Origin of the sequence: Streptomyces sp. NPDC017993, from assembly GCF_044328065.1 — a bacterium.
GTDB lineage: Bacteria > Actinomycetota > Actinomycetes > Streptomycetales > Streptomycetaceae > Streptomyces.
Genome location: NZ_JBIRGO010000010.1, coordinates 65,282 through 91,318 on the forward strand (window position 1 = coordinate 65,282; position 26,037 = coordinate 91,318).

General features: G+C 71.2%; 21 protein-coding genes. 6 read left to right on the forward strand and 15 right to left on the reverse strand.

The features are described 5' to 3' along the window. Positions 1-315: 315 nt before the first annotated feature. From ACH4FH_RS19780 to ACH4FH_RS19790, 3 genes are all read right to left on the reverse strand, one after another. Complete coding sequence (locus tag ACH4FH_RS19780; RefSeq protein ID WP_398557168.1) at positions 316-1,776, reverse strand: aldehyde dehydrogenase family protein; 1,461 nt, start codon at positions 1,774-1,776, stop codon at positions 316-318. 251 nt (positions 1,777-2,027) lie between these two features. Then, positions 2,028-3,677 carry a PucR family transcriptional regulator gene (locus ACH4FH_RS19785; protein ID WP_398557169.1) on the reverse strand — a complete coding sequence of 550 codons (1,650 nt, stop codon included), beginning with the start codon at positions 3,675-3,677 and terminating at the stop codon, positions 2,028-2,030. 231 nt (positions 3,678-3,908) lie between these two features. After that, positions 3,909-6,101 carry an ATP-binding protein gene (locus tag ACH4FH_RS19790; protein WP_398557170.1) on the reverse strand — a complete coding sequence of 731 codons (2,193 nt, stop codon included), beginning with the start codon at positions 6,099-6,101 and terminating at the stop codon, positions 3,909-3,911. Between the two features lie 281 nt (positions 6,102-6,382). On the opposite strand from ACH4FH_RS19790, the gene gabT reads away from it, so the two are divergent. Together gabT and ACH4FH_RS19800 are read left to right on the forward strand one after the other, a co-directional pair. Further along, a complete protein-coding gene (gabT, locus tag ACH4FH_RS19795) occupies positions 6,383-7,732 on the forward strand; it encodes a 4-aminobutyrate--2-oxoglutarate transaminase (RefSeq protein ID WP_398557171.1) in 1,350 nt (449 codons plus the stop codon). Between the two features lie 553 nt (positions 7,733-8,285). Next, positions 8,286-8,912, forward strand: a complete 627-nt coding sequence (locus ACH4FH_RS19800) for a phosphatase PAP2 family protein (RefSeq protein WP_398557172.1) — start codon at positions 8,286-8,288, stop codon at positions 8,910-8,912. A 7-nt stretch (positions 8,913-8,919) separates the two neighbouring features. Here the strand turns inward: ACH4FH_RS19800 and ACH4FH_RS19805 are convergent, their stop codons facing one another. The 7 genes from ACH4FH_RS19805 to ACH4FH_RS19835 form a co-directional block, all read right to left on the reverse strand. Continuing rightward, positions 8,920-9,372: a hypothetical protein gene (locus ACH4FH_RS19805; RefSeq protein WP_398557173.1), complete on the reverse strand. Its 453-nt coding sequence runs from the start codon at positions 9,370-9,372 to the stop codon at positions 8,920-8,922. 157 nt (positions 9,373-9,529) lie between these two features. Then, the gene (locus ACH4FH_RS19810) at positions 9,530-10,963 is read right to left on the reverse strand and encodes an NAD(P)/FAD-dependent oxidoreductase (RefSeq protein WP_398557174.1); all 1,434 of its coding nucleotides are present in this window, start codon (positions 10,961-10,963) and stop codon (positions 9,530-9,532) included. Positions 10,964-10,968: 5 nt separating this feature from the next. Beyond that, positions 10,969-11,820 carry an ABC transporter permease gene (locus ACH4FH_RS19815; protein ID WP_398557175.1) on the reverse strand — a complete coding sequence of 284 codons (852 nt, stop codon included), beginning with the start codon at positions 11,818-11,820 and terminating at the stop codon, positions 10,969-10,971. Further along, complete coding sequence (locus tag ACH4FH_RS19820) at positions 11,820-12,752, reverse strand: ABC transporter permease (RefSeq protein WP_398557176.1); 933 nt, start codon at positions 12,750-12,752, stop codon at positions 11,820-11,822. Before ACH4FH_RS19820 ends, ACH4FH_RS19815 begins: the two co-directional genes overlap by 1 nt. Next, entirely contained in the window at positions 12,749-13,927 is a 1,179-nt protein-coding gene (locus tag ACH4FH_RS19825) for an ABC transporter ATP-binding protein (protein ID WP_398557177.1), read from the reverse strand. The genes ACH4FH_RS19820 and ACH4FH_RS19825 overlap by 4 nt, the downstream gene beginning before the upstream one ends. 55 nt (positions 13,928-13,982) lie before the next feature. After that, on the reverse strand, positions 13,983-15,230 hold the full coding sequence (locus ACH4FH_RS19830; RefSeq protein ID WP_398557178.1) for a spermidine/putrescine ABC transporter substrate-binding protein: 1,248 nt from the start codon (positions 15,228-15,230) through the stop codon (positions 13,983-13,985). Between the two features lie 218 nt (positions 15,231-15,448). Beyond that, complete coding sequence (locus ACH4FH_RS19835) at positions 15,449-16,966, reverse strand: gamma-aminobutyraldehyde dehydrogenase (RefSeq protein WP_398557179.1); 1,518 nt, start codon at positions 16,964-16,966, stop codon at positions 15,449-15,451. 202 nt (positions 16,967-17,168) lie between these two features. On the opposite strand from ACH4FH_RS19835, the gene ACH4FH_RS19840 reads away from it, so the two are divergent. Further along, positions 17,169-17,792: an NADAR family protein gene (locus tag ACH4FH_RS19840; protein ID WP_398557180.1), complete on the forward strand. Its 624-nt coding sequence runs from the start codon at positions 17,169-17,171 to the stop codon at positions 17,790-17,792. A 70-nt stretch (positions 17,793-17,862) separates the two neighbouring features. Here the strand turns inward: ACH4FH_RS19840 and ACH4FH_RS19845 are convergent, their stop codons facing one another. Next, positions 17,863-18,645 (reverse strand): DUF4190 domain-containing protein, encoded by a 783-nt coding sequence (locus ACH4FH_RS19845; protein WP_398557181.1) that lies wholly within the window; start codon positions 18,643-18,645, stop codon positions 17,863-17,865. Positions 18,646-18,732: 87 nt separating this feature from the next. Between ACH4FH_RS19845 and ACH4FH_RS19850 the strand changes: the two genes are divergently transcribed. After that, the gene (locus tag ACH4FH_RS19850) at positions 18,733-19,788 is read left to right on the forward strand and encodes an adenosine deaminase (RefSeq protein ID WP_398557365.1); all 1,056 of its coding nucleotides are present in this window, start codon (positions 18,733-18,735) and stop codon (positions 19,786-19,788) included. A gap of 118 nt (positions 19,789-19,906) precedes the next feature. Here the strand turns inward: ACH4FH_RS19850 and ACH4FH_RS19855 are convergent, their stop codons facing one another. From ACH4FH_RS19855 to ACH4FH_RS19870, 4 genes are all read right to left on the reverse strand, one after another. Then, complete coding sequence (locus tag ACH4FH_RS19855; RefSeq protein ID WP_398557182.1) at positions 19,907-20,386, reverse strand: hypothetical protein; 480 nt, start codon at positions 20,384-20,386, stop codon at positions 19,907-19,909. A 237-nt stretch (positions 20,387-20,623) separates the two neighbouring features. Next, the gene (locus ACH4FH_RS19860; RefSeq protein WP_398557183.1) at positions 20,624-21,169 is read right to left on the reverse strand and encodes an HXXEE domain-containing protein; all 546 of its coding nucleotides are present in this window, start codon (positions 21,167-21,169) and stop codon (positions 20,624-20,626) included. A 46-nt stretch (positions 21,170-21,215) separates the two neighbouring features. Then, positions 21,216-22,397, reverse strand: coding sequence for a PotD/PotF family extracellular solute-binding protein (locus tag ACH4FH_RS19865; RefSeq protein WP_398557184.1), 1,182 nt, complete (start codon positions 22,395-22,397; stop codon positions 21,216-21,218). Positions 22,398-22,528: 131 nt separating this feature from the next. Next, positions 22,529-23,983 (reverse strand): gamma-aminobutyraldehyde dehydrogenase, encoded by a 1,455-nt coding sequence (locus ACH4FH_RS19870; protein WP_398557185.1) that lies wholly within the window; start codon positions 23,981-23,983, stop codon positions 22,529-22,531. A gap of 179 nt (positions 23,984-24,162) precedes the next feature. Here ACH4FH_RS19870 and ACH4FH_RS19875 point away from each other — a divergent pair, with 179 nt between their 5' ends. Together ACH4FH_RS19875 and ACH4FH_RS19880 are read left to right on the forward strand one after the other, a co-directional pair. Further along, entirely contained in the window at positions 24,163-24,636 is a 474-nt protein-coding gene (locus ACH4FH_RS19875; RefSeq protein ID WP_052860613.1) for an Lrp/AsnC family transcriptional regulator, read from the forward strand. Between the two features lie 2 nt (positions 24,637-24,638). Beyond that, positions 24,639-26,000 carry an aspartate aminotransferase family protein gene (locus ACH4FH_RS19880; protein ID WP_398557186.1) on the forward strand — a complete coding sequence of 454 codons (1,362 nt, stop codon included), beginning with the start codon at positions 24,639-24,641 and terminating at the stop codon, positions 25,998-26,000. Positions 26,001-26,037: the final 37 nt, after the last annotated feature.

Sequence of the window (26,037 nt, forward strand, 5' to 3'; positions counted from 1 at the left end):
ATTCGCGGGGGTTGCACCACTGCTGGCGCGGGTTGTACCGGACCGGCCGGGCGGAAATCCGTCATCGGTGGTATGCGGCGAGTGCCCGTCCCGACCGGTGCGGCGGCCCCCGGGAGCCTGCCGTCGGGACGGGCGCACGAGGCGTACCGGCGGATTCCGGGGGTGAAACGGGGCCGCGGCGCGCTCCGAACGTGATGTCGGAGCGCGCCGCGGAGGGGCCGGCGCCGGGGGGTGCGCCGGCCGGGCCTGGACGGCGGGTGGCCTCGGGGAAGGCCGCCGCTGTCCACCGGTCCAGGCCGGTCGGGTGCTTTTCTGTTACAGATCCAGTCCGGTGAGGACCATGACCCGCTCGTAGGTGTAGTCGTCCATGGCGAACCGCACGCCCTCACGGCCGACACCGGACTGCTTGACACCGCCGTAGGGCATCTGGTCGGCGCGGTAGGACGGCACATCGCCGACGATCACGCCGCCGACCTCCAACGCGCGGTGGGCGCGGAAGGCGGTCTGCACGTCGTGCGTGAACACGCCCGCCTGGAGGCCGTACTTGGAGTCGTTGACGGCGTCGAACGCCTCGGCCTCGCCGTCGACCTTCTTGAGGGTGAGGACCGGGCCGAAGACCTCTTCGCAGGAGAGCGTCGCGTCGGCGGGCACGTCCGCGAGCACGGTCGGCGCGTACGAGGCACCGTCCCGCTTGCCGCCGGCCAGCAGCTTCGCGCCGCGCTGCACCGCCTCGTCGACCCACGCCTCGACGCGCTTGGCGGCGTCCTCGCTCACCAGCGGGCCGACCTCGGTGGCGTCGTCCGACGGGTCGCCGGTGACCTGCGCCTCGACGGCCGCCACGATCTTGGGCACCAGGCGGTCGTAGACGGTGGCGTCGGCGATCACCCGCTGCACCGAGATGCAGGACTGGCCGCCCTGGTAGTTGGAGAAGGTGGCGATGCGCTGCGCCGCCCAGTCCAGGTCCGCCTCGGAGGAGAAGTCCGGCAGGACGACGGCCGCGCCGTTGCCGCCGAGCTCCAGGGTGCAGTGCTTGCGCGGGACCGAGTCCAGGATCGCGTAGCCGACCGTCTCCGAACCGGTGAAGGAGACGACGGGCAGCCGCTCGTCCTGGACCAGCGCCTCCATCCGCTCGTTGGGCACCGGCAGGATCGACCAGGAACCGGCCGGCAGCTCGGTCTCGGCCAGCAGGTCACCGAGGATCAGGCCGGAGAGCGGGGTGGCGGGGGCCGGCTTGAGGAGGATCGGGGCGCCGGCCGCGATGGCCGGGGCGATCTTGTGGGCGCAGAGGTTGAGCGGGAAGTTGAACGGCGCGATGCCCAGGACGGTGCCGCGCGGGAACCGGCGGGTCAGCGCGAGACGGCCGGCGCCGCCCGCGTCGGTGTCCAGGCGCTGCGCCTCGCCGCCGTTGAAGCGGCGGGCCTCCTCGGCCGCGAAGCGGAACACCGAGATGGCACGGCCGACCTCGCCGCGCGCCCACTTCATGGGCTTGCCGTTCTCGGCGGAGATCAGCTGAGCGATCTCCTCCGTACGCTCCACCAGGCGGCGCTGTACGTGGTCCAGGGCGGCGGCCCGCACATGCGCGGGGGTCGCGGCGAACTCGGCCTGGACGGCGACGGAGGCGGCGATGGCCTCCTCGACCTGGGCCTCGGTGGGGACGCTCACCGTACCGACGAGACGTCCGTCCCAGGGGGAGGTGACATCGAAGGTGGCCTCGCCGGTGGCCTGGCGGCCGGCGAGCCAAAAGGCGGTGGGGGCTGCATCAGTGTGGATCGGCACAGTGGTTCCCGGCCCTTCCGAAGTGGTGGGTGGTGCGCATGGCTCTGGGAGCGGCTCTGCGTATCGGCGTGTTCAGCTCTGCCCCCACCGTAGGGGCGCGGCGCCGCCGTGGCGTTTGTCCGAAGCGGCGTAATCCGTCCACGGGTCTCTCCGCGGTGGAAGAGGCGTAAAGACGGTTCACGGGTGGCGTCGCGGGGGCGCGGGAACCCGTCGCTCCGCGCGCCGGTCTCCCGTGGCGAATCCGCCCCGGCTCACTCCCCCGGGGGCGTCGACGTCGCCTTGAGGGCCAGCCACAGCTCCATCCGGACGTCCGCGTCGTCGAGGGAGCGGCCCAGGATCTCCTCCACCCGTCGCATGCGGTAGCGCAGGGTGTGCCGGTGGACGCCCAGGTCGGCGGCGGCGGCATCCCACTGGCCGTGCCGGGACAGCCAGGCGCGCAGCGATTCCACCAGGTCGCCCCGGCCGGTCGCGTCGTGGTCGCGCAGGGCGCGCAGCAGCCCGTCGGCGAAGGCGCGTACGGCGTCGTCGGCGAGCAGCGGCAACACGGATCCGGCGGCGACGTCCTCGTGCTCGACCAGCGCGCGGCCGCGGCGGCGGGCCACGGACAGCGCCTGCTGGGCCTGGCGGTGGGCGTGCGCGGCGGCCGCGGGGCCGGTGGGTGCGGACAGTCCGACGGCCAGACCCTCGACGCCGGCCGCGGCCTCGGTCCGCGCGGACCGGCCGCGGCCTCGCTGCTGCGCCCCCGAGCGGGCCTCGACGACCGCGGCGTACGCGGAGCAGGCGTCCTCGGCGGCGCCGCCGGCCGCGACCAGCACGGTCAGCCGGCCGATGTCGGGGACTGCGAGCACCGCCTCGCCGGTCCTGGCGGCGGCGGAGTCCATGGCGTCGGCGAGTGTGTCCAGCACGGCCGGAGCCTCCGCGGCCTTGCGCGGCGCGGGCGCGTCGTCGTCGGGGGCGACGGGCTCGGCGATGACCACCCGGAACGGGGCGTCCAGCAGCCCGCCGTAGAGCCGGCCGGCCACCGCGCGGGCGTGCTCGGGCTCGCCCGCCAGCAGCATCTTCAGCACCGCCGCGCCCAGCCGCTGCTCGGCGTCCTGCAGGGCACGGGAGCGTTCGGTGGTGAGGGTGAGCAGCGCGACGGCGGAGTGCACGGCGTAGCGCTCGGCGGTGCCGAGCGGGGCTCCGGTGCCGACCGCGAGGACGCCGCGGGCGCGGCGGCCGGTGCCCAGCGACTGCAGTTCGACGCGGTCGTCGCCGTCGGTGTCGCTGACGACGGAGCTGGCCGGGGCGGGCCGTTCGCGCAGCCGGCCGACGTCGTCGGAGAGCCGGGCGGCGCGGCGGGCTGCCCAGTCGGGGGCGGCGGCCACCACGGCGCCCGAGGCGTCGTAGAGGGCGGCCCAGCCGTCGAGGTGGGCGGCGAGCCGGGCGAGCAGTTCGGCCGGGCCGTCGGGGCCGAGGGCGGCGCGGGTCAGTTCCCGCTGGGCCTCGAAGCCGGCGGTCACCGCGCGGTACTGGTCGGCGGCGACGGCGGCCGAGACGGCCTTGCTGATCGCGATGAAGGGGGTCTTGCGGGGCACCCCGAGCAGCGGGAGGTTCTCCTGCCGGGCGGCTTCGACGAGCGCGTCGGGCACGCCTTCGTAGTTGACGCCGACCGCGAAGCCCAGGCCGACGACGCCGGCCTCGGCCACCCGCCGGACGTACGTGCGGGTCGCCTCCGCGTCCTCGGCGTCCAGCTTCAGGGCGGTGATGAGCAGCAGCTCACCGCCCTCCATGTAGGGCACCGGGTCGATCAGCTCGCTGGCGTGCGCCCAGCGCACCGGGGCGTTCAGCCGCTCCTCGCCCGCGAGCACGGTCAGCTTGAGCGCGGTGTGGTTGACCAGGGAAGCGAGGGTGTGCGGCATGGGACCTTCGATGACGGCGTGGATGCGAGGGGCGGGGAGTCGGCGGGGCGGATACCGAGCGAGGTTTTCGCCGTCCCGTACGAACGGCCTCTTCCGATTCTGCCTCAGTGTCGGAATCCGGGGGGACGTACCGGAAGGCGCGCGTCCCCCGGAGGGGCCCACCGCCCGCGGGCCGGGCCTGCCGGCCGCCACCGGGCGCGGCGGCCCCGTCCCACGGATGAGCCGGCCGGCTCACCCTCGTAGGTCCACCAGCACCGGTGGCGCGTGCTCCCCCTTGACCGACGTCACCGACAGGACCGCGTGCCCGGCCGGCACCGAGTTGGCGAGGTCGGAGGCGGACCAGCGTTCACGTTCGACGGTGCGGACGGTGACCGCCTTGGCCGTGGCGGCCTTGCCGGTGACGAGCTGGCGGAACATGTGGAACGCCTTGCCCGCGGCGCTCTCCGCGATGATCTGGCGGTCCGTCACATCCCGGGTCTCCACCCACTCCTTGCCCCACACCTCGGCGAACCGCGCCCCGTCCCAGGTCGTCACGCCCGCGAACGCCATCCGGCAGCCGACCGCGCCCAGCAGCGCGCTGCGCAGCGCGTCGGGGACGTCGTCCAGCGAGCGCAGTGTCAGCACCGCTCCGGCGTTGGCCGACCGCAGACGCTGCAGCCCGCGAAGTGCCTCGGCGGTGATCGTCTGAGCCGCCTCGTCGAGCACGAGGCACGCGAACAGCGAACGGTCGCTGCGCGCCACCGCGCAAGCGGTGAACTGGGCGAGTACCAGCCGCGCCAGGATCCGTGAGGCTTCCGCGTGGCCGCGCTCGGGCAGCTCGATACGGACCCGCAGCGGGTGGTCCAGGGCCCGCAGCGAGACCTGCCGGGTGCCCCCCACGGGGTCGAAGAAGCCGGCGAAGGCGGGGCGGTCGAGCAGAGCGATGCGGTCGGCGAGCAGGAGGCCGACATCACCGGCGCGCTCCGCCTGGCGTGCGCGGGCGTCCAGTTCACGCACCAGGGTGTGCGCGTCGGCGCCCTCCAGCGCGGTGCGCAGCGCAGCCACCGCCGACGGCGCGCCGTCCAGCAGCTCGCGCAGCTCCGGCACGGTGGGGAAGCGGTCGCGGGCCGCCCGGAAGGGGCCGAGCAGCTGGGCGAGTGCGGTCGCGGCGCGCCGGCTGTCGCCGCCCGGCAACTGCTCGCTGAGGTCGCCCACCAGCGCCTCGGCGAGGATCCCGGCCGCCTCGTCCGGGTCGGTGGTGCCGCCGTAGAGGTCGAGGTCACACTCCGCGTCCGGACGGCCGATCTTGACCACCACGTCGAACGCGTCGTCCGGTCCGAAGTCGGAGCCGGCCGGACCGACGGCGATGACCGCGCTGTGCCCGGCGAGCGCCTGCAGGCACATCGCTTCCACCACCGGCCTGACCAGGCGGGTGGTCTTGCCGCTCCCGGAGGGGCCGACTGCCAACAGCGAGGTCCCCAACACTCCCGGCTCCAGGGCACATCCGGCACCTCGGTGCTGGTACGGGTTGCGCGGGTGGTCGGCGGCTGTGCCGATCCTGACCTGGTGGGCGAGCAGATCGTGGTGGGCGGTCCTGCGAGGCAGGTCGCGCCCTCCGGAGGGGTGCGCACAGGCCGCGGCGCCATGCCGCAGCACGGTGTCGGTGAAGGAGGCGAGGGAGTTCTTGCCGGACCGCACCGAACGCCAGGCGCGTTCGATCCGGGCCGCGTCCACGTCGTTCATCCGGCCGGCGCGGGCTTCCGCGGCGAGCTTGTCGGCGGCGTCCGGGGCGCCCTGGGCACGCAGCTCGGGCCACTGGGCGCGGTCCTCGGCGGGCGCGGGGGCGGCGGTGGGAGCGCGGTGGCGGAAGCGCCGGAGGACGGGCGCCAGGCAGCGGCGGGCGAGTTCGGGCCAGCGGCCAAGGCGGCCGAAGACGACGGCCAGCAGAACGAGGAACAGCCCGTAGTAGAAGTAGGTCGCCCAGACGTAGACCATCTTGTCGCCGCCGGCCTCGCGCCAGGAGTCCGGCGTGAGCAGCAGCAGCGGCCACAGCCAGTAGCTGCCCAGGTAGCCGTTCCACAGCAGCGACCACAGCAGCCAGCCGCACAGGAACGAGATCACCGCGCCGCTGATCAGCTGGCGCAGCGGTACCCGGTCGGGTTCCTCGGCGGGCCGGGGCCGGTGTCCGTACGTCCAGATTCCCGGCGCCGCGGCCGGGCGCGGGGTGCGCAGCCAGCCGAGCACCGGCGGCTCCGCGGCGGCGGCCTTGGCGGCAGACGGGGCGGGCGGTCCCGCCGGCATCGCAGGTGGCGCGGCGGGCGGTGGCGGGGTGGCCGGTGTGGCGGGCGGTGCCGCGGGGCGCGGCACGGTGGGGTCGGGTCGGTACGTCCCGCCGGGTGGCGGAGTGGCGGTGTGCTGTGCGTCCTGCGTGCCCTCGGTGTCCATCCGGTGCCCTTGTCCCCCTTGAGCCGGGTCCTGCTGGTCCGTCGTCGTTCCGCCGGTGCGTCGGTGAACTGCGTGTTCGCCGTGGCGGTGGTGTGCCCGTGCCCGCAGCCGCCTGCGGCCACGCCGCCGCTCAATCTACTGGCCGTGGCCCATCGCTATGTCCGGCGCGGACAACGCAACACGCGCACTTCTCCCGAACGGAACATGCCAGACCCGGCCGCCCGCCCCTAGCCTGCGAGAACAACCTTCTGCACGTCCTCGTTCCACCCCAGGAGACTGCCATGACCGAACTGTCCGGAGGCCCTTCCCTCCCCCAGGAGCGTCGCGTCGTCACCGCGATCCCCGGCCCGAAGTCCCAGGAGCTGTGGGCGCGTAAGCAGGCCACGGTCGCCGCCGGTGTCGGGGCCGTGCTGCCGATCTTCGCCAAGCGGGCCGGCGGCGGTGTCCTGGAGGACGTGGACGGCAACTCCCTGATCGACTTCGGCTCCGGCATCGCGGTGACGTCGGTGGGCAACAGCGCCGAGGCAGTGGTGCGGCGCGCCACCGCGCAGCTCAACGACTTCACCCACACCTGTGCGATGGTCACGCCGTACGAGCCGTACATCGAGGTCTGTGAGCAGCTCGCCGACCTGACCCCGGGCGACCACGCCAAGAAGTCCGCGCTGTTCAACTCCGGCGCGGAGGCCGTGGAGAACGCCGTCAAGGTGGCCCGCGCCTACACCAAGCGCCAGGCGGTCGTCGTCTTCGACCACGGCTACCACGGCCGCACGAACCTGACGATGGCGCTCACCTCGAAGAACATGCCGTACAAGAACGGCTTCGGCCCGTTCGCGCCCGAGGTCTACCGCGTACCGGTCGCCTACCCCTACCGCTGGCTGACCGGCCCGGAGAACTGCGCGCAGGAGGCCGCCGACCAGGCCATCTCGCAGATCACCAAGCAGATCGGCGCGGACAACGTCGCGGCGATCATCATCGAGCCGGTGCTCGGTGAGGGCGGCTTCATCGAGCCGGCCAAGGGCTTCCTGCCCGCCATCGCGAACTTCGCGAAGGAGAACGGCATCGTCTTCGTCGCGGACGAGATCCAGTCCGGCTTCTGCCGCACCGGCCAGTGGTTCGCCTGCGAGGACGAGAACATCGTCCCGGACCTGATCACCACCGCCAAGGGCATCGCCGGCGGTCTGCCGCTGGCCGCCGTCACCGGCCGCGCCGAGATGATGGACGCCGCGCACGCGGGCGGCCTGGGCGGCACCTACGGCGGTAACCCCGTGGCCTGCGCCGCGGCACTGGGCTCGATCGAGACCATGCGCGAGCAGGACCTGAACGCCAAGGCCCGCCGGATCGGCGAGGTCATGAAGCCGCGCCTGGAGGCGATGGCGGAGAAGTTCGACATCGTCGGCGAGGTCCGCGGCCGCGGCGCGATGATCGCGATCGAGCTGGTCCGGTCCGGTTCCAAGGACCCGAACCCGGAGGCCACCGCCGCGCTCGCCAAGGCCTGCCACCAGGAGGGCCTGCTCGTGCTGACCACCGGCACGTACGGCAACGTGCTGCGCTTCCTGCCCCCGCTGGTCATCGGCGAGGACCTGCTCAACGAGGGCCTGGACATCATCGAGGCGGCGTTCGCCACGCTCTGAGCGGCGATCCGCAGACATCCCGGGCGCGGCCCGGGGCCCGGCGCGCGCCGTGCCCCGGGCCGCGGCCTTTCCGGCGGACCCCGCGACCGCGCGGTCGGACGGATCGCGAAAGTCCTTACGGGGTGGGCGAGTTCGGAACGCGCGTAGCTGGTGGCACGGAGTGAAGAAGATGTGGGGGGCCCATGGTGGCCAGGTGATCCCGCTGTCGGGTGCGCTCCGGGTGCCGTACGGTTTTCCCAGATGAGAGAAACACCCCGCCCGCAGGGGACTGCGGGCGACGCCCGGTCGGCGCTTCCCCGGCTTCGACCAGGCTGTGCCCTCGCGCACAACACCGGAACCCCTGGAAACACGGGCTCCGGGAATCCTCACCGATCGGATGTCCGCCCGCCCCATACCCCCCGGGGCGCGCGGAACACCGGTCAGCGCGGCCGCCTCGGAACCACCCCCCCCTGTTCCGAGGCGGCCGACTTCTCTTTCCGGCCGCGGCCCGCTCCAACCCGCCGCCCTGGCCAGTCTCCTCTGCGCACTGCTCTTCGCCCTGATCACCTGGCAGGTGGCCGGCCACGGCCCGTTGCGCGCTCTCGACGAACGGATCGGCCGCGGCGTCGCCGCGAGCGCGGTCCCCGCCCGGCTCGCCGAGTTCCTCGCCGATCTCGGCAACACCACTGTCGCGCTGCCGGTGTTGCTCGTGGCCGTCGTGGGGACGCTGTGGGCTTCCCGCCGGCGTCCGGCGGAGCGGGAGGACGCGCCCGGCGAGACAGCCCACGGCGGGCCCGAGCGCCGGTGGCTGCCGCCGCTCGGCGCGCTGGTCGTGTTGGCCGCGGTGCCCGCGCTGGTCGTCCCGTTCAAACTGTGGCTCGCGCGGCCGGGCCCGCCGCGGATGGCGGGCGGCGCGCACGACGGCTTCTACCCCTCGGGCCATGGCGCCACGGCTGCCGTCGCGTACGGCGTGGCCGCCCTTCTTCTGGCCCGCTGCCACCGGCGGGCCGGCCGCGGGGCCGGGGCCCGGTGGGGTCTCGCGGCGGGCGTCGTACTGCTCAACGCCGGCGTCGGCACCGGCTTGGTGCGTCAGGGCTACCACTGGCCGCTGGACGTGCTGGGCAGCTGGTGTCTGGCCGGGGTGCTGCTGGCGTCCTGGTCCGGGATGTGCGGCCGGTGGTCAGGCGGGCGGCCCGCGTAGCTCGCGCTCAGCTCTCCCCGGCCAGGGAGGCCGCCGCCTCGTGCATCGCCAGTTCCAGCACGCCGGGGTCGGTGAGCGTGCCCGTACCGTCCGGCGGGACCAGCCAGCGCACGCCGCCGGTGACCCGGCCCGGGTAGGGCACCACTATCCATGTGCCGCGCCCGGCGGCCCGGACGCCGGTGCCCAGCCAGCGGGTGGCCGTGCCGGGCGGCACGAAGAATCCCATCCGCGCCTCCCCGAAGTCGGACAGGACGGGGCCGGGGCGGCGGACGACGCGGGTGAGGACGTCGAGCGTCGGATAGCCGAGCATGCCGTCGAGGATCAGGACGTCCCAGAGCAGGCCGGCGGGCAGGAGCGCGACCCCGAGCGGGTTGCGCTCCCATTCCCACCGGCAGGCGTCCGGGTCCGGTGCCGCCGACACCAGCCAGTCCACTGCCTTCTTGGCTCCCGCGGCGCTCATCTCGCTCCTCGCTCTCCCGGCCCGGTCGGGCCGCGGTTCCCCAGGGAGAGGGCGCGCGGGCGGCATCCTTACACGGGTTGGCGAGGGTTTTTTGCGCGGGAGGCAGGGGCGGCGGCGCATCTCGCCGGCAGTCGGGATGCGGGGCCGCCCGCCCCGCTCAGCTGTCGAAGCCCAGGCCCGCCTTGTCCATGGCCTTCAGCCACAGATTGCGGCGCCCACCATGCCTGTCTGCGCGCGTCATCGACCACTGCGTGATGCCGATCCCCGCCCAGCGCAGCGGCTCCGGCGGGAACGGCAGCGGCTTGCTGCGCACCATCTCCAGCTCGGTGCGTTCGGTGCGCTCACCGCTGAGCAGGTCGAGCATCACGTCGGCGCCGAAGCGGGTCGCGCCCACGCCCAAGCCGGTGTAACCCGTGGCGTACGCGACCCGCCCGGCGTGCGCGGTGCCGAAGAACGCCGAGAAGCGTGCGCAGGTGTCGATGGCGCCGCCCCAGGTGTGGCTGAACCGCAGGCCCTCCAGCTGCGGGAAGCAGCGGAAGAAGTGCCGGGCGAGCTTCTCGTAGGTGGCCGGGTGCTGGTCGTATTCGGATCGGACCCCGCCGCCGTAGCGGTAGACGATGTCGTAGCCGCCCCACAGGATGCGGTGGTCGGCGGTGATGCGGAAGTAGTGGAAGTGGTTGTTGCTGTCGGACAGGCCCTGGCGGTTCTTCCAGCCGATGGCGGCGAGCTGTTCGTCGGAGAGCGGCTCGGTCATCAGGGCGTGGTCGTAGACCGGGACGACGTACGGACGCACCCGCTTGACGAGCGAGGGGAAGGCGTTGGTGCCGAGCGCGACATGGCGGGCGAAGACCCGGCCGTAGGGGGTGCGTACGGCCATGCCCATGCCTTCGGAGGCGAGGGCGGTGGCGCGGGTGCGTTCGTAAATGCGGACCCCGAGGTCGAGGCATGCCCTCTTCAGGCCCCAGGCGAGCCGTGCCGGGTTGAGCATGGCGACGCCGTCGCGGTCCCAGAGACCGGCCAGGAACGTCGGTGAGTCGACCTCGGCGCGCAGTGCGTCCTGGTCGAGGAAGCGGTGCCGGTCCAGGCCCAGCCGGGCGGCGTCCTCGGCCGCCTCCTCGAGTTCGGCGACCTGGTGGGGCTCGGTGGCGATGTCGATCTCGCCGGTGCGCTCGAAGTCGCAGTCGATGGCGTAGCGGGCGACGGCGTCCTCGATGGCGTCGAGGTTGCGGATGCCGAGCTCTTCGAGCCGGGCGAGTTCGTCCGGCCAGCGGGCCATGCCGTTGCCGAGGCCATGGGTGAGGGAGGCGGCGCAGAAGCCGCCGTTGCGCCCGGAGGCGGCCCAGCCGATCTCGGCGCCCTCGACGAGGACGACGTCGCGCTGCGGGTCGCGTTCCTTGGCCAGGAGCGCGGTCCACAGTCCGGAGTAGCCGCCGCCGACGACCAGCAGATCGCAGGTCTCGTCGCCGACGAGGGCGGGCAGGGCGTCCGGGCGTGCCGGGTCGTCAAGCCAGAAGGGGGTGGGGGCGGCGTCCGCGAGCGCCTGGACGGCGCTCGACAGGTGGGCCTTGGACGTCATGGCATCTCGTGCCATGTTTCTCAGCTCCTCTTGCTCCTCTTGCGACGGCTGCCGGCCAGTTGGCCGACGAGAACGCACACCACGGCGACCAGGAACATCGCCGTCCCGATGACGTTGATCTGCACGGGGGTACCCCGCTGTGCCGAGCCCCAGACGAACATGGGGAAGGTCACGGTGGAGCCCGCGTTGAAGTTGGTGATGATGAAGTCGTCGAAGGACAGCGCGAAGGAGAGCAGGGCGCCGGCCGCGATGCCGGGTGCGGCGATCGGCAGCGTCACCCGCAGGAAGGTCTGTACGGGCGAGGCGTAGAGGTCCTGGGCGGCCTGTTCCAGTCGCGGGTCCATGCTCATCACGCGTGCCTTGACGGCGGTGACGACGAAGCTCAGGCAGAACATGATGTGTGCGATGAGGATCGTCCAGAAGCCGAACTGGATGCCCATGTTGAGGAACAGGGTCGCCAGGGAGGCGGCCATGACGACCTCGGGCATCGCCATCGGCAGGAAGATCAGGGTGTTGACGGAGGACCGGGCGCGGAAGCGGTAGCGGGCCAGCGCGAACGCGATCATGGTGCCGAGGGCGGTCGCGCCGAGGGTCGCCCACAGGGCGATCTGCAGGCTCAGGCCCAGCGACCCGCACAGGTCCGCGACGCCGCACGGATCGGTCCAGCCATCCGTGGAGAAGCGCTGCCACTGGTAGTTGAAGCGGCCGTTGGGCTTGTTGAAGGAGAACAGCATCACGACGACGTTGGGCAGGATGAGGTAGCCCAGCGTGCACAGGCCCGCTATCGCGATGATGTTGCGGCGCAGCCAGCGCAGCCCCCGGTTCCGGGCGCGCTGGGGCGTGGGGCGTGCTGTGGTCTCGCGTACGGCCATCAGACCAGATCCTCCGTCCCGGACTTGCGGATATAGATCGTGACCATGGCGAGGATGGCCGCCATGAGGATGAAGGAGAGGGCGGCCGCGGTCGGGTAGTCCAGGACCCGCAGGAACTGCGACTGGATGACGTTGCCGATCATCTTCTGGTCGGTGGAGCCCAGCAGTTCGGCGTTGATGTAGTCGCCGGCGGCGGGGATGAAGGTGAGCAGGGTGCCGGCGACGACGCCCGGCATGGACAGCGGGAAGGTCACCCGGCGGAAGGTGGTGGACGGGCGGGCGTAGAGGTCACCCGCCGCCTCGTGCAGCCGGGGGTCGATGCGCTCCAGGGAGCTGTAGAGCGGCAGGACCATGAACGGCAGGAAGTTGTAGGTCAGACCGCAGACCACCGCGAGCGGCGTGGCCAGCACGCGTTGGCCTTCGGTGAGGCCAAGCCAGCTGGTGACGTCCAGGACGTGCAGCGAGTTGAGCAGGCCGACGACCGGTCCGCCGTCCGCGAGGATCGTCTTCCAGGCGAGGGTGCGGATCAGGAAGCTGGTGAAGAACGGGGCGATGACCAGGATCATCACGAGGTTGCGCCAGCGGCCGGCCTTGAAGGCGATGAGGTAGGCCAGGGGGTAGCCGAGGAGCAGGCAGAGCGCGGTGGCGGTGGCCGCGAACAGCACGGACCGCAGGAACTGCGGCCAGTACTCGCCCAGCGCGTCCCAGTAGGTCGCGATGTGCCAGGTGACCTTGAAGCCCTCTTCGAGGGAGCCGGTCTGGAGGGATGTCGACGCCTGGTAGACGAGCGGGGCGGCGAAGAAGACGACCAGCCACAGGATGCCGGGGAGCAGCAGCCAGTAGGGGACGAGCCGCTTGCGGGTGGGGGGCTTGCGTATCGGCAGCGGCGTTTCGGGGTCGGTCTGCGGCGCGGGCGCCTCGACGGTGCTCACGCGGCCTCCTCGGCGAGCTCCGCGCCGGGTGCGGCCGTGGTCCCGGCGAGCACCGACTGGGCCGCGTCGAGTCCGAAGGTGTGCGCGGGGCTCCAGTGCAGGACGACGTCGGCGCCGGGGACGAGGCGGCCGTCGCGTTCGATGTTCTGCTCGTAGACGGCGAGTTCACCGAAGCCGGGGACGTCGATGACGTACTGGGTGGAGACGCCGATGAAGCTGGCGTCCTTGATGCGGCCCGGGAGGCGGTTGCGGCTGTCGGTGAGGGTCCCGGCGTCGTCGGCGTGCGCCAGGGTCACCTTCTCCGGCCGTACGCCCGCGAGCACCTTCTCGCCCGTGGTGGCCGTCGCGCTGCACCGGGAGGCGGGCAGCCGCAGGGTGGCGTCACCGGCCTTGAGGAGCAGCTGCTCGCCGCCGGCTTCGACGACCTCGGCCTCGATGAGGTTGGAGGTGCCGAGGAAGTTGGCGACGAAGGTGGAGGCGGGGTTCTCGTAGAGGTCGGCGGGGGCGCCGAGCTGTTCGACCCGGCCGCCGCTCATCACGGCCACGGTGTCGGCCATCGTCATGGCCTCCTCCTGGTCGTGGGTGACGTGCACGAAGGTGATGCCGACCTCGGTCTGGATGCGCTTGAGTTCCAGCTGCATCTGCCGGCGGAGCTTGAGGTCGAGGGCACCCAGCGGCTCGTCGAGCAGCAGCACCTGGGGGTGGTTGATCAGCGCGCGGGCGACGGCGACGCGCTGCTGCTGGCCGCCGGAGAGCTGCTGCGGTTTGCGGTGCGCCATCGGGCCGAGCTGGACGAGGTCGAGCATCTCCTCGACCTGCTTCTTGACGGACTTGATGCCGCGGCGGCGCAGCCCGAAGGCGACGTTCTCGTAGATGTCGAGGTGGGGGAAGAGCGCGTAGTTCTGGAAGACGGTGTTGACCTGGCGCTTGTAGGGCGGCAGGGCGGTGACGTCCTCGCCGGAGAGTTCGACGGTCCCGGTGGTGGGGTCCTCCAGTCCGGCGATCATGCGCAGGGTGGTGGTCTTGCCGCAGCCGGAGGCGCCCAGGAGGGCGAAGAACGAGCCCGCGGGGATGGTGAGGTCGAGGGGCCGGACGGCGGTGAAGGTGCCGTAGGTCTTGCTGATCCCGGTGAGGCGGACGTCGCCGCCACTGCTGCTGTGGGCGTTCTTGGTCATGTCGGTCGTCCCGTGTGTCGGAGGTCGGAACAGCTCAGGCGGGCCTGGCAGGGGGTCAGGCACCGGTGAGGTCGGAGAACTTCTGCGCGAACTCCTTGCTCTCCTTGGCGCTCAGGGCGCGGAAGGAGTGGGACCTTGCGGCCATCTCCTCGTCCGGCAGGATCAGCGGGTTGTCCGCCGCCGCCTTGTCGATCTTGGCGAGCTCCTCGCGTACGCCGTCGACGGGGCAGACGTAGTTGATGTAGGCCGCGACGCGCGCCGCCACCTTCGGCTCGTAGAAGTAGTCGATGAGCCGCTCGGCGTTCTGCTTGTGGCGCGCCTTGTTCGGCACCATGAAGTTGTCCGTGGACGTCATGTAGCCGGCCTTGGGGACGGCGAAGGCGATGTCGGGGTTGTCGCTCTGGAGCTGGACGACGTCGCCGGCCCACGCGACACAGGCGGCCAGGTCGCCCTTGTCGAGGTCGGTGGTGTAGTCGTTGCCGGTGAAGCGGCGGATCTGCTTGGTGTCGACGCCCTTCTGGATCCGGGCGATGGCGGCGTCGAAGTCGTCCGCGGTGCACTTCTCGGGCTGCTTGCCCATGTCCAGGAGGGTCAGGCCGACGCTGTCGCGCATCTCGGAGAGGAAGCCGACCCGGCCCTTGAGCTCGGGGTCCTCCAGCAGCTGGCTGATGGAGTCGACCTTCCGGCCGCCGGTCGCCTTCTTGTTGTACGCGATGATCGCCGGGATGCCCTGCCAGGGGTAGGAGTGGGCGCGGCCCGGGTCCCAGGCGACGTCGCGGAACTCCGGCACGAGGTTGGTGTAGGCGTGCGGCAGTTTGGCCGGGTCCAGGGACTGGATCCAGCCGAGGGAGATCATCCGCGCGCACATCCAGTCGGTGAGCACGATCAGATCGCGGCCGGTGTCCTGGCCCGCCGCGAGCTGCGCCTGGATCTTGCCGAAGAACTCGTCGTTGTCGTTGATGTCCTCGGTGTACTTGACGGCGAGCCCGGTGCGCTTGGTGAAGGCCTCCAGCGTCGGCCGGTGCTTGCCGTCGTCGCTGACGTCCATGTACTCGGTCCAGTTGGAGAAGTTGATGCGCTTCTCCTTCGAGGAGTGGTCCTCGGAATTGCCGGCGTCGGTACGGCCGGCCGGCGGGATGCCGCAGCCGGCGAGGGCGCCCAGGCCCCCCATCGCGGCCGCCGCAGCACCGGAGGCACGCAGCAGTGAGCGCCTGGTCATGGCCAGCCGGCCATCGGTCATGCTGTGACGCATCGCGGATATCTCGGCCAGGGACAGGGGTTCGTGCTGCTCGTGATGCTCCATGCGCGGTGCCCTTTCAGGGGTGAGCCCGGCGCTCGGCCGGTGGTGACGATGCCGCGCGGCACTGGCCGCTGAGGGGCGTAGCACGCCGTTGTGGTGGAACTGCCGTGTCGTGGACGCCCCCAGGGATGGGCCGTCCCATGACCGTGGATCCCGATCCGGGCGGGCACCCTGCTCGGTGGGCGCCCGCCGCCGGCGGGTCCGCTGCCGGTGGGCCTCCCTTACGGGCGGTCCCCGAAGACCGTGCGGTGCCAGTCCTTCCTGGCGACCGCGGTGTTGTCGTACATCACGTGCTTGACCTGGGTGTACTCCTCGAAGGAGTAGGCCGACATGTCCTTGCCGAAGCCGGACGCCTTGGCGCCGCCGTGCGGCATCTCGCTGATGATCGGGATGTGGTCGTTGATCCACACGCAGCCCGCCTTGATCTCGCGGGTGGCGCGACCGGTCCGGTAGACGTCCCGGCTCCAGGCGGAGGCGGCCAGCCCGTAGGGGGTGTCGTTGGCGAGGGCGATGCCCTCGTCGTCGGTGTCGAAGGGCAGCACGACCAGGACCGGCCCGAAGATCTCGGCCTGCACGATCTCACTGTCCTGGGCGGCGCCGGCGATCAGCGTGGGCCGGTAGTACGCGCCCTTGGCCAGCGACCCCTGGGGCGCCTCGCCGCCGGTGACGACGGTGGCGTAGCCCCGCGCCCGGTCGACGAACCCGGCCACCCGGTCGCGCTGGGCGTGCGAGATCAGCGGACCGAGGTCGGTGGACGGGTCGAAGGGGTCGCCGAGCCGTACGGTCGCCATCAGGTCGGCGACGCCGCTGACGAAGGCATCGTAGAGCGGGCGCTGGACGTAGGCGCGGGTGGCGGCGGTGCAGTCCTGGCCGGTGTTGATCAGCGAGCCGGCCACCGCTCCGTGCACGGCGGCCTCCAGGTCCGCGTCGTCGAAGACGACGAACGGGGCCTTGCCGCCGAGTTCGAGGTGCAGCCGCTTGACGGTGCCGGTGGCGATCTCGGCGACCCGCTTGCCGACACCGGTCGAGCCGGTGAAGGAGGTCATCGCGACGCCGGGGTGGCCGACAAGGCGCTCGCCCGCGTCCCGGCCCGCCCCGGAGACGATGTTGATCACACCGTCCGGGAGGCCCGCGCGCTGTGCGGCCTGCGCGAAGAGCAGCGAGGTGAGCGGGGTGATCTCGGCGGGCTTGAGGACGATGGTGTTGCCCGCGGCGATGGCCGGCAGCACCTTCCACGCGGCCATCTGCAACGGGTAGTTCCAGGGCGCGATGGAGCCGACGACACCGATCGGCTCGCGCCGGATGTGGGAGGTGTGATCGGGGCTGTATTCACCGGTCGCCTTGCCCTCCAGGTGACGGGCGGCGCCGGCGAAGAAGGCGGCGTTGTCTACGGAGCCCGGCACATCGAACTCGTTGCTGAGCTTGATCGGCTTTCCGCAGTTCAGGGACTCCGCGTAGGCGAGGTCGTCGGCGTCCTCGGCGAGCGCGGCGGCGAAGCGGTGCATGGCATCGGAGCGCTCACCGGGCGTCGCGCCGCCCCATTCGGTGAACGCCCGCTCCGCGGCCTCGACGGCGGCGTCCACATCCGCCGTACCGGCGAGTTCGTAGGAGTACACCTCCTGGCCGGTCGCCGGGTCCACGACGCTCTGGCTGCGGCCGGAGGTGCCGCTGCGGAGGCCGCCCGCGATGAATTGGGCGCCCTCGGCAAATCGCTCGGTGACATCGAATCGCTGGTCCATGGTGCTCTCCTCCGCCGGGCGCCGGGGCCGCTCAGCGGCGCTGCCAGGCGTAGCTATTTCCGGAATCGATGGCTGATCTTGACAGAGTAGGAGGTGTGCAACAAGGGATTCCGTTGTTGCCTTTTGGTTACGCGACGGATTCTGCGCTTTCCGCAGTCAAATCCCCCGACACGTTGTCAGTGCCCGCTGACAGAATCCCGGCATGCTGCACGACACCACGGGGATGATCACAGGAAGCACCTCCCGGCGCGCCACCGGCGAGCCGCGGACGGTCGAGGAACTGCGCAGGGCCACCGCGGGCCGCAAACGCGTCAAATATCTCCACTTCTGGGGCCATCGTCCCCAGCGGGACGGCTCGCTCGGCGCCGGCTGCCTCAGCCAGTGGTGGCCCGCGCCCTTCACCGTCGACGGCGTCCGCTACGCCACCGCCGAGCACTGGATGATGGCCGGCAAAGCCCGGCTGTTCGGGGACGCGGAGGCGGAGCGGCGCGCAATAGCGGCGCGGCACCCCAAGCAGGCAAAGGACGTCGGGCGCACGGTCCGCGGTTTCGACGAGGAGGTCTGGCGGCAGCACCGCTTCGAGCTGGTGGTGGAGGGCAGTGTGCACAAATTCGGCCAGGACGCCGGACTGCGGGAATTCTTGCTGGGGACGAATTCCCGGGTGCTGGTGGAGGCAAGCCCGGTGGACCGCGTCTGGGGCATAGGTCTGGCCGTCGACGACGAGCGTGCCGAGGACCCCGCGCGCTGGCGGGGGCTGAATCTGCTGGGCTTCGCGCTGATGGAGGCCCGCGGGCGCCTGACCGAGGAACCGTCCGGCACCGAGTAGTCGTCCGGTACCGCGTAGTCGTCCAGCGCCGCGTAACCGTCCGACACCCTCGCCGAGGGGCGTCTCCGGGCTAGACGGCGGACGCCTCCGGGGCCCGCGGGGCGGCCTCGTAGGTGTCCGAGTAGCCGCCGTCCTGACCTCCGCTGCCGCCCCGGCGCTCGTCCTGCGGATGGCTTGCGCCGATCATGGCGAGGGTGATCACCACGGCACTGATCAGCAGGGCGATCCCTCCGAGAATCAGCCCGGCGAGCGCCATCCCGCCGTTGGTCGCCTCACCACGGGTCGCCTTGGCCCGGCCCAGGGCTCCGAAGACGATCGCCAGTACCCCGAGGACGATGCCGAAGATGATGCTGATCCCGAGGAGCACTCCGACGATCCCGACGACGAGCGCGGCGGTGCCGAACCCGTTGCTCGGCCGGGCGGGCTGCCAGGTCGAGTAACCCATCACCGAGGGGTAGGCGGCGTAAGAGGGGTGAGCGGCGTAACCGGAGGGGCCCACGGCACCGCCCTGCCCCCACTGACCGCCGTACACGTCCTGACCACCGTGCCCGGCAGCGGGCGCCCCGTACGCGGGCCCGCCGTATGCCGACGTCCCGTAGTCAGGCGCACCGTACGCAGGGGCTCCGTCAGCAGGTGCCGCGTGTGCGGGCACTCCGTAGGCAGGCGCCCCCTGCGTCCGCTCTCCGTAACCCCCCATGGACGACGGGAACGCCGGGGCGGACGCGGCCTGCACAGTCTGCGCGGCCTGCGGGGCCGCCCAATCCACCGACGGCTCGGCCTCGTTGGCGAGCGGGCCGCGGTCCGTCGGCGGCGCCCACGGGTCCCCCGGCTCGGACTGCCTGCTGTCGGCCATCGCACTCCCCTTTGGTTGTCCGGCTCATGCTAAGACCTCCCCCGGACTCGTACCCCCGGCCCCGCATACGATGACCATCCGTTCCGCATCGTCGCGCGCACCCTTGACCAGGAGGACCCGTTGTCCGATATCGATGCATTCACCGCGGGCCTGCCCAAGGCGGAGCTGCATGTCCACCACGTCGGCTCGGCATCACCGCGGATCGTCTCCGAACTCGCCGGCCGGCACCCGGACTCGGCCGTCCCCACCGACCCCGAAGCGCTCGCCGACTACTTCACCTTCCGCGACTTCGGGCACTTCATCGACGTCTATCTCTCCGTCGTCGACCTGATCCGCGACGCCGAGGACGTCCGGCTGCTGACCTACGAGGTCGCCCGGGACATGGCGCGCCAGAACATCCGCTACGCCGAGCTGACCATGACTCCCTTCAGCTCCACCCGCCGCGGCATCCCCGACGCCGCGTTCGTCGAAGCCATCGAGGACGCCCGCAAGTCCGCCGAGTCCGAACTGGGAGTTGTGCTGCGCTGGTGCTTCGACATCCCCGGTGAAGCGGGTCTTGAGGCCGCGGAGGAGACCGCCAGGATCGCCTGCGACCTGCAGCCCGAGGGCCTGGTCTCGTTCGGTCTCGGCGGACCGGAGGTCGGTGTGCCCCGCCCGCAGTTCGCACCGTACTTCGAGCGGGCGATCGCCGCCGGCCTGCATTCCGTGCCGCACGCCGGGGAGACCACCGGCCCCGGCACCATCTGGGACGCGCTCACCTCGCTCCGCGCCGAACGCATCGGCCACGGCACCAGCGCCACCCAGGACCGCGAGCTGCTGGCCCACCTCGCCGAGCACCGCATCCCCCTGGAGGTCTGCCCCACCTCCAACATCGCGACCCGGGCCGTGCGGACGCTGGAGGAGCACCCGGTCAAGGAGATGGTCGACGCGGGCGTGCTGGTCACGATCAACAGCGACGACCCGCCGATGTTCGGTACCGACCTCAACACCGAATACGGCGTCGCCGCACGCCTGTTGGGCCTGGACACCGACGGACTGGCTGCCCTCGCCAAGAACGCTGTCACGGCCTCCTTCATGGACGCGCCCGCCAAGGCGAAGCTGGCCGCCGAGATCGACGCGTACGCGAAGTCCTGGACCGTGTGACATCCACGGCCGGGGGCGGCGGGGCGGCGGGCCCGCCCCGCCGCCCGCCGCCCGTGCGGTCCCGGCGAGCGACGCGGAGCGCGAGGATCAACTCCTCCGCTCCGCGGGCCGCGCGCCCCTACTCCACCCGCCAGGGCGCTCCGAGCCCTCCGGGAAACCCCGCGGCGAACTGCCGGACCGCCCATCGCGCGGCCGCTGCGTCGACAAGCTCCTCCGGCGGGAAGTACGCGCCCTGGCCGCCGCAGACGAGCCAGATCGCCTCTTCCTCGGGGAGCCGGGGGTCCTCCTCCAGGCGGCGGGCGGCGCCTCTGCCGAGGTACGCCCGGCCCCACTCCCGGTCCGTGGTGGTCCGCTCCTGCGTCGCCCGGCACAGCTGAAGCAGCGTGCCGTCGTCACACTCACCGGTGACCAGGAAGACCGTCGGGCCGCCGCTGACCGTCAGACATCCCCCGCCTTCTTCCCAGCGGTCGAGCGAGAGTTCCGTGCAGACCTCTCCGTCCAGCTCCGCCAGGGCCGCCTCCAGCGCGGCCCGGTCCGGCTGCCTCAGCATCCGCGACCGGCAGACTCCCGCCTCCCAGCGGCTGACGGCGGCCTTCATCCCGTGCACCGAGGTTCGTGGCCGCGCGCACCGCGGGAATCGGCGGATCGGCTGCCGTGGACGGTATGGCGGGCGGTCCGGCCGGGCGCCGTACTGATCGGGGGGCGGCTCATGGGGGGAGCATACGGTCGCCCCGCCCTGACCTGCTCCCTTCCAGCCACCCGGCCACTTTTGATCGGACGAGGCACCCACCTCGGAACGCCCGCCCGACACCTCACCGTGCCGACCGCCCACCGCTCAGGCCGGCCCCGTCACCGTCGTCACGCGCCGGGCCACCGCGTGCGAGACCACCGTGGCCGCCCCGGCGACCGCGAGCCCGCCCAGCGTTCGCCGCACGGTCACGGGGTTGCGGATGCCGGCCCGCCGCAGCCGTCCGCGTGCCCACAGGGCGAACGGGATCACGATGACCGGGGAGGTCGCGGACCCCGGGGTGTAGCCGCGGGCGGCCGCCGCCTGCGCGAGGTGCACAAGGCCGTGCAACCCGAAGCCGTCCAGGGCGCCCTGGAAGAACGCGGACCGGCCGCCGGTGCGGTGGCCCTCGGCCGACGCGGCCGCGACGATCACCCCCATCACGCCCACCGCGACGGCGAACTCCCGCTCGTCGACACTCTCCATGGCCTGCCAGACCCGCTCCGGGACCCGCGGGAAGCGGGTCCGCAGGACGGGGACGTTCTCCCGGACCCAGCGTGGCCCGAAGGCCACCTCCTCGGCGTCGTGCAACGCCCAGGCGGCGAACAACCCGAGGGTGACCAGAGGCGATATCTCATGCGACGGCTTCGACATGAACAGCGATTCTGGCACGGCCGCTTGACGCCCCTTCAGGGGCGTCCTACAGCCCCACGAGCGCGTTCCACTCCTTCGCGAAGGTGATCCGCTCCTCCGAGGTGATGTCACGGGCGATGGCCAGCCGCTTGCGCATCGCGTCGTCGGGAAAGATCAGCGGGTCCTCGGCGAGGGCAGCGCGTTCCTTGTCCTTGGCGGAGGCGAGGATCTCGCGCGCGGCCGGGACGGGACAGACGTAGTTGACCCAGGCCGCGAGGTCCGCGGCGACCTCCGGCCGGTAGTAGTGGTCGATCAGCTGCTCGGCGTTGCGCTTGTGGTCGGCGAGGTCGGGAATCATCAGGCTCTCCGACCACAGCTCGGCGCCCTCCTGGGGCACCACGAACTCGATGTCCGGGTTGTCCGCCTGGAGTTGGATGACATCGCCCGAGTATGCCTGGGCGGCGAGCACATCGCCGGAGTCCAGGTCCTTGATGTAGTCGTTGCCGGTGAAGCGACGTATGTGGCCCTTGTCGACTAGGCGGCGCACGCGGTCGGTCATCCGGTGGAAGTCGTCGGCCGTCCAGCGGGTGATGTCCACGCCGTCGCCCTGCATGAGCATCGCGAAGGCCTCGTCGAGCCCGGAGAGCAGGGTGACCCGGCCGCGCAGGTCGTCCTTCCACAGGTCGGCGGTGTGCCGGATCTCCCGGCCGAGCTTCCTGCGGTCGTAGGCGATGCCGGTGATCCCGGACTGCCAGGGCACCGAGTGCGTCCGGCCGGGGTCGAAGTGCGGGGACCGCAGGAGCGGGTCGAGGTGCGCGGCGACGTTCGGCTGGGCGGCCCGGTCCATTTCCTGGACCCATCCCAGGCGGACGAACCGGGCGCACATCCAGTCGCTGATGACGATCAGATCGCGCCCGGTGCGCTGGTGGTTCATCAGCGCCGGGCTGATCTTCCCGAAGAACTCGTCGTTGTCGTTGATCTCCTCGGTGTACGTGACGGAGATCCCGGTGCGCCGGCGGAAGGTCTCCAGGGTCGGCCGGAGCTGTGTGTCGTGGTCGTCGACATCGATGTACAGCGGCCAGTTGGCGAAGACGACCTGCCGGTCCCGGGCCGAGCGGTCCCGGCCCGCGCGCTCCCCCGCCTCGATGTACGCGGCCGGCACCCCGCATCCGGCCACGGCGCCCAGCGCCCCGATCGCGCCGATGGTGCCCATGCCTCTTAGCAGCGAACGCCGCGAAAGATCAGCCATGGTGAGCACTCTCACGCGACGCGGGCGGAGGCGGCAAGAGACAGATCGTCAACTGCCGGGCCTCCGCCCGCGACGGTGTGTCGAGCGGTCCGTGCCGCTCGACGGTGTGGATCCCCCTGGATCCTGCCGGATCAGCCGTCCAGCGAGGTCATCACGTGCTTGATGCGGGTGTAGTCGTCGAAGCCGTAGGCCGAAAGGTCCTTGCCGTAACCGGACTTCTTGAATCCGCCGTGCGGCATCTCGGCGACCAGCGGGATGTGGGTGTTGATCCACACACAGCCGAAGTCGAGGCTCTTGGACATCCGCATCGCGCGCGCGTGGTCCTTGGTCCACACCGAGGAGGCCAGGGCGTACTCGATGTCGTTGGCCCAGGTCAGCGCCTGCGCCTCGTCCGAGAACGACTGGACGGTGATGACCGGGCCGAAGACCTCGTGCTGGATGATCTCGTCGTCCTGCTTGAGGCCCGAGACCACGGTCGGGGCGAAGAAGTAGCCCTTGTCGCCGACCTGATGGCCACCGGCCTCGATCTTGGCGTGCGCGGGCAGCCGGTCGATGAAGCCCTTGACCTGCTTCAGCTGGTTGGCGTTGTTGAGCGGGCCGAAGAGCACGTCCTCGTCGTCGACCGCGCCGGTCTTGGTCTCCGCGGCGGCCTTGGCAAGCGCGGCGACGAACTCGTCGTGGATGGAAGCCTGGACGAGCACGCGGGTCGCGGCCGTACAGTCCTGGCCGGCGTTGAAGTAGCCGGCGACGGAGATGTCCTCGACGGCCTTGGCGATGTCGGTGTCCTCGAAGACCACGACCGGCGCCTTGCCGCCCAGCTCCAGGTGGACCCGCTTGAGGTCCTTGGACGCCGACTCGGCGACCTGCATACCGGCGCGCACCGAGCCGGTGATCGAGGCCATGGCCGGGACGTGGTGCTCGACCATCAGGCGGCCGGTCTCACGGTCGCCGCAGACGACGTTGAACACACCGCGGGAGTGGCCCAGTTCGTCCAGCACGCTGCCGATGATCTCGCCGATCAGCACCGTCGAGGCCGGGGTGGTGTCGGACGGCTTGATGACGACGGTGTTGCCCGCCGCCAGCGCCGGCGCGAACTTCCACACGGCCATCATCATCGGGTAGTTCCACGGCGCGACCTGTGCGCAGACGCCGATCGGCTCGCGCCGGATGATGGACGTGAAGCCGTCCATGTACTCGCCGGACGAGCGGCCCTCCAGCATCCGGGCGGCACCCGCGAAGAAGCGGATCTGGTCCACCATCGGCGGGATTTCCTCGGAGCGTACGAGCGCGACCGGCTTGCCGCAGTTCTCGGACTCGGCGGCGATGAGCTCCTCCGCCCGCTCCTCGAAGCGGTCGGCGATCTTCAGCAGCACCTTCTGGCGGTCGGCCGGGATCAGGTCGCGCCAGGCGGGGAAGGCGGCCTCGGCGGCGGCCATGGCGGCGTCGACGTCCACGGCTGCCGAGAGAGGCGCGGTGGCGTACGCGTCACCCGTCGCCGGGTTGACCACCTCGGTGGTCCGCCCGTCGGCGGCGTCCCGGAACTCCCCGTCGATGTAGTTGCGCAGACGACGCAGTGAGGTGGTCACTGTGCGCCCCCTTCAGTCAGATGTCCGGTGGTTGAGACACCCACCCTAGCCATGGATCCGACGTTTTCAACACACCCGCCACCCCCGAACAACGGAATCAGTGCAATTTCAATCGCTGGACAACTGATTTCATCGGTTTGGGGTTGCCATACAGACGAGGCTCGTGCACAGTGAGGGCCGTGGCCACTCGTGACAGAAACGGCACCCCGTCGATCGACTCCGTCTCCCTGGCGATCATCGAGCAGCTCCAGGAGGACGGGCGCCGTCCGTACGCCGCAATCGGCAAGGCCGTCGGCCTCTCCGAGGCGGCGGTACGCCAACGCGTACAGAAACTGCTCGACCAAGGCGTGATGCAGATCGTCGCCGTCACCGACCCCCTCACGGTCGGATTCCGACGGCAGGCAATGGTCGGCATCAACGTCGAGGGCGACCTCGATCCCGTGGCCGACGCCCTGACGACCATGGAGGAGGTGGAATACGTCGTCATGACCGCAGGCTCCTTCGATCTCCTCATCGAGATCGTCTGCGAGGACGACGACCACCTCCTGGAAATGATCAACAAGCGAATCCGCACGCTGCCCGGCGTCCGGACCACCGAGAGCTTCGTTTACCTCAAGCTCCGGAAGCAGACCTACACCTGGGGAACGAGATAGACATGAGCGGCGACCTCTCCAAGACGGCATACGACCACCTGTGGATGCACTTCACCCGCATGTCGTCGTACGAGAATGCCCCCGTGCCCACCATCGTGCGTGGTGAGGGCACCAACATCTACGACGACAAGGGCAAGCGCTACATCGACGGCCTCGCGGGCCTCTTCGTGGTCAACGCCGGCCACGGACGGGTGGAGCTCGCCGAGACCGCCTACAAGCAGGCGCAGGAACTGGCCTTCTTCCCCATCTGGTCCTACGCGCACCCCAAGGCCGTGGAGCTCGCCGAGCGCCTGGCGGGCGAGGCCCCCGGCGACCTGAACAAGGTCTTCTTCACCACCGGTGGCGGCGAGGCCGTGGAGACCGCCTGGAAGCTGGCCAAGCAGTACTTCAAGCTCACCGGCAAGCCGATGAAGCACAAGGTGATTTCCCGCGCGGTGGCCTACCACGGCACCCCGCAGGGCGCCCTGTCCATCACCGGGCTGCCGGCCCTGAAGGCACCCTTCGAGCCGCTGGTCCCCGGCGCGCACAAGGTGCCGAACACCAACATCTACCGCGCCCCGATCCACGGCGACGACCCCGAGGCCTTCGGCCGCTGGGCCGCCGACCAGATCGAGCAGCAGATCCTCTTCGAGGGCCCCGAGACCGTGGCCGCGGTCTTCCTGGAGCCGGTGCAGAACGCCGGTGGCTGCTTCCCGCCGCCGCCCGGCTACTTCCAGCGGGTCCGCGAGATCTGCGACCAGTACGACGTGCTCCTCGTCTCCGACGAGACGATCTGCGCCTTCGGCCGTCTCGGCACGACGTTCGCCTGTGACAAGTTCGGCTACGTGCCCGACATGATCACCTGCGCCAAGGGCATGACCTCGGGCTACTCCCCGATCGGTGCCTGCATCGTCTCCGACCGCCTGGCCGAGCCGTTCTACAAGGGTGACAACACCTTCCTGCACGGCTACACCTTCGGCGGCCACCCGGTCTCCGCGGCGGTCGGTGTCGCCAACCTCGACATCTTCGAGCGCGAGGGCCTCAACAAGCACGTCCTCGACAACGAAGGCGCCTTCAAGAGCACCCTGGAGAAGCTGCACGATCTCCCGATCGTCGGCGACGTCCGCGGCAACGGCTTCTTCTACGGCATCGAGCTCGTCAAGGACAAGGTCACCAAGGAGTCCTTCAGCGACGAGGAGACCGAGCGCGTCCTGTACGGCTTCCTCTCCAAGGCGCTGTACGACAACGGTCTGTACTGCCGCGCCGACGACCGTGGCGACCCGGTCATCCAGCTCGCCCCGCCGCTGATCGCCGACCAGACGGTCTTCGACGAGATCGAGCAGATCCTGCGTTCCGTCCTCACCGAGGCGTGGACCAAGCTCTGACCGTCGCACCGGCTCCCAGTTCGATAGCGCACAACTG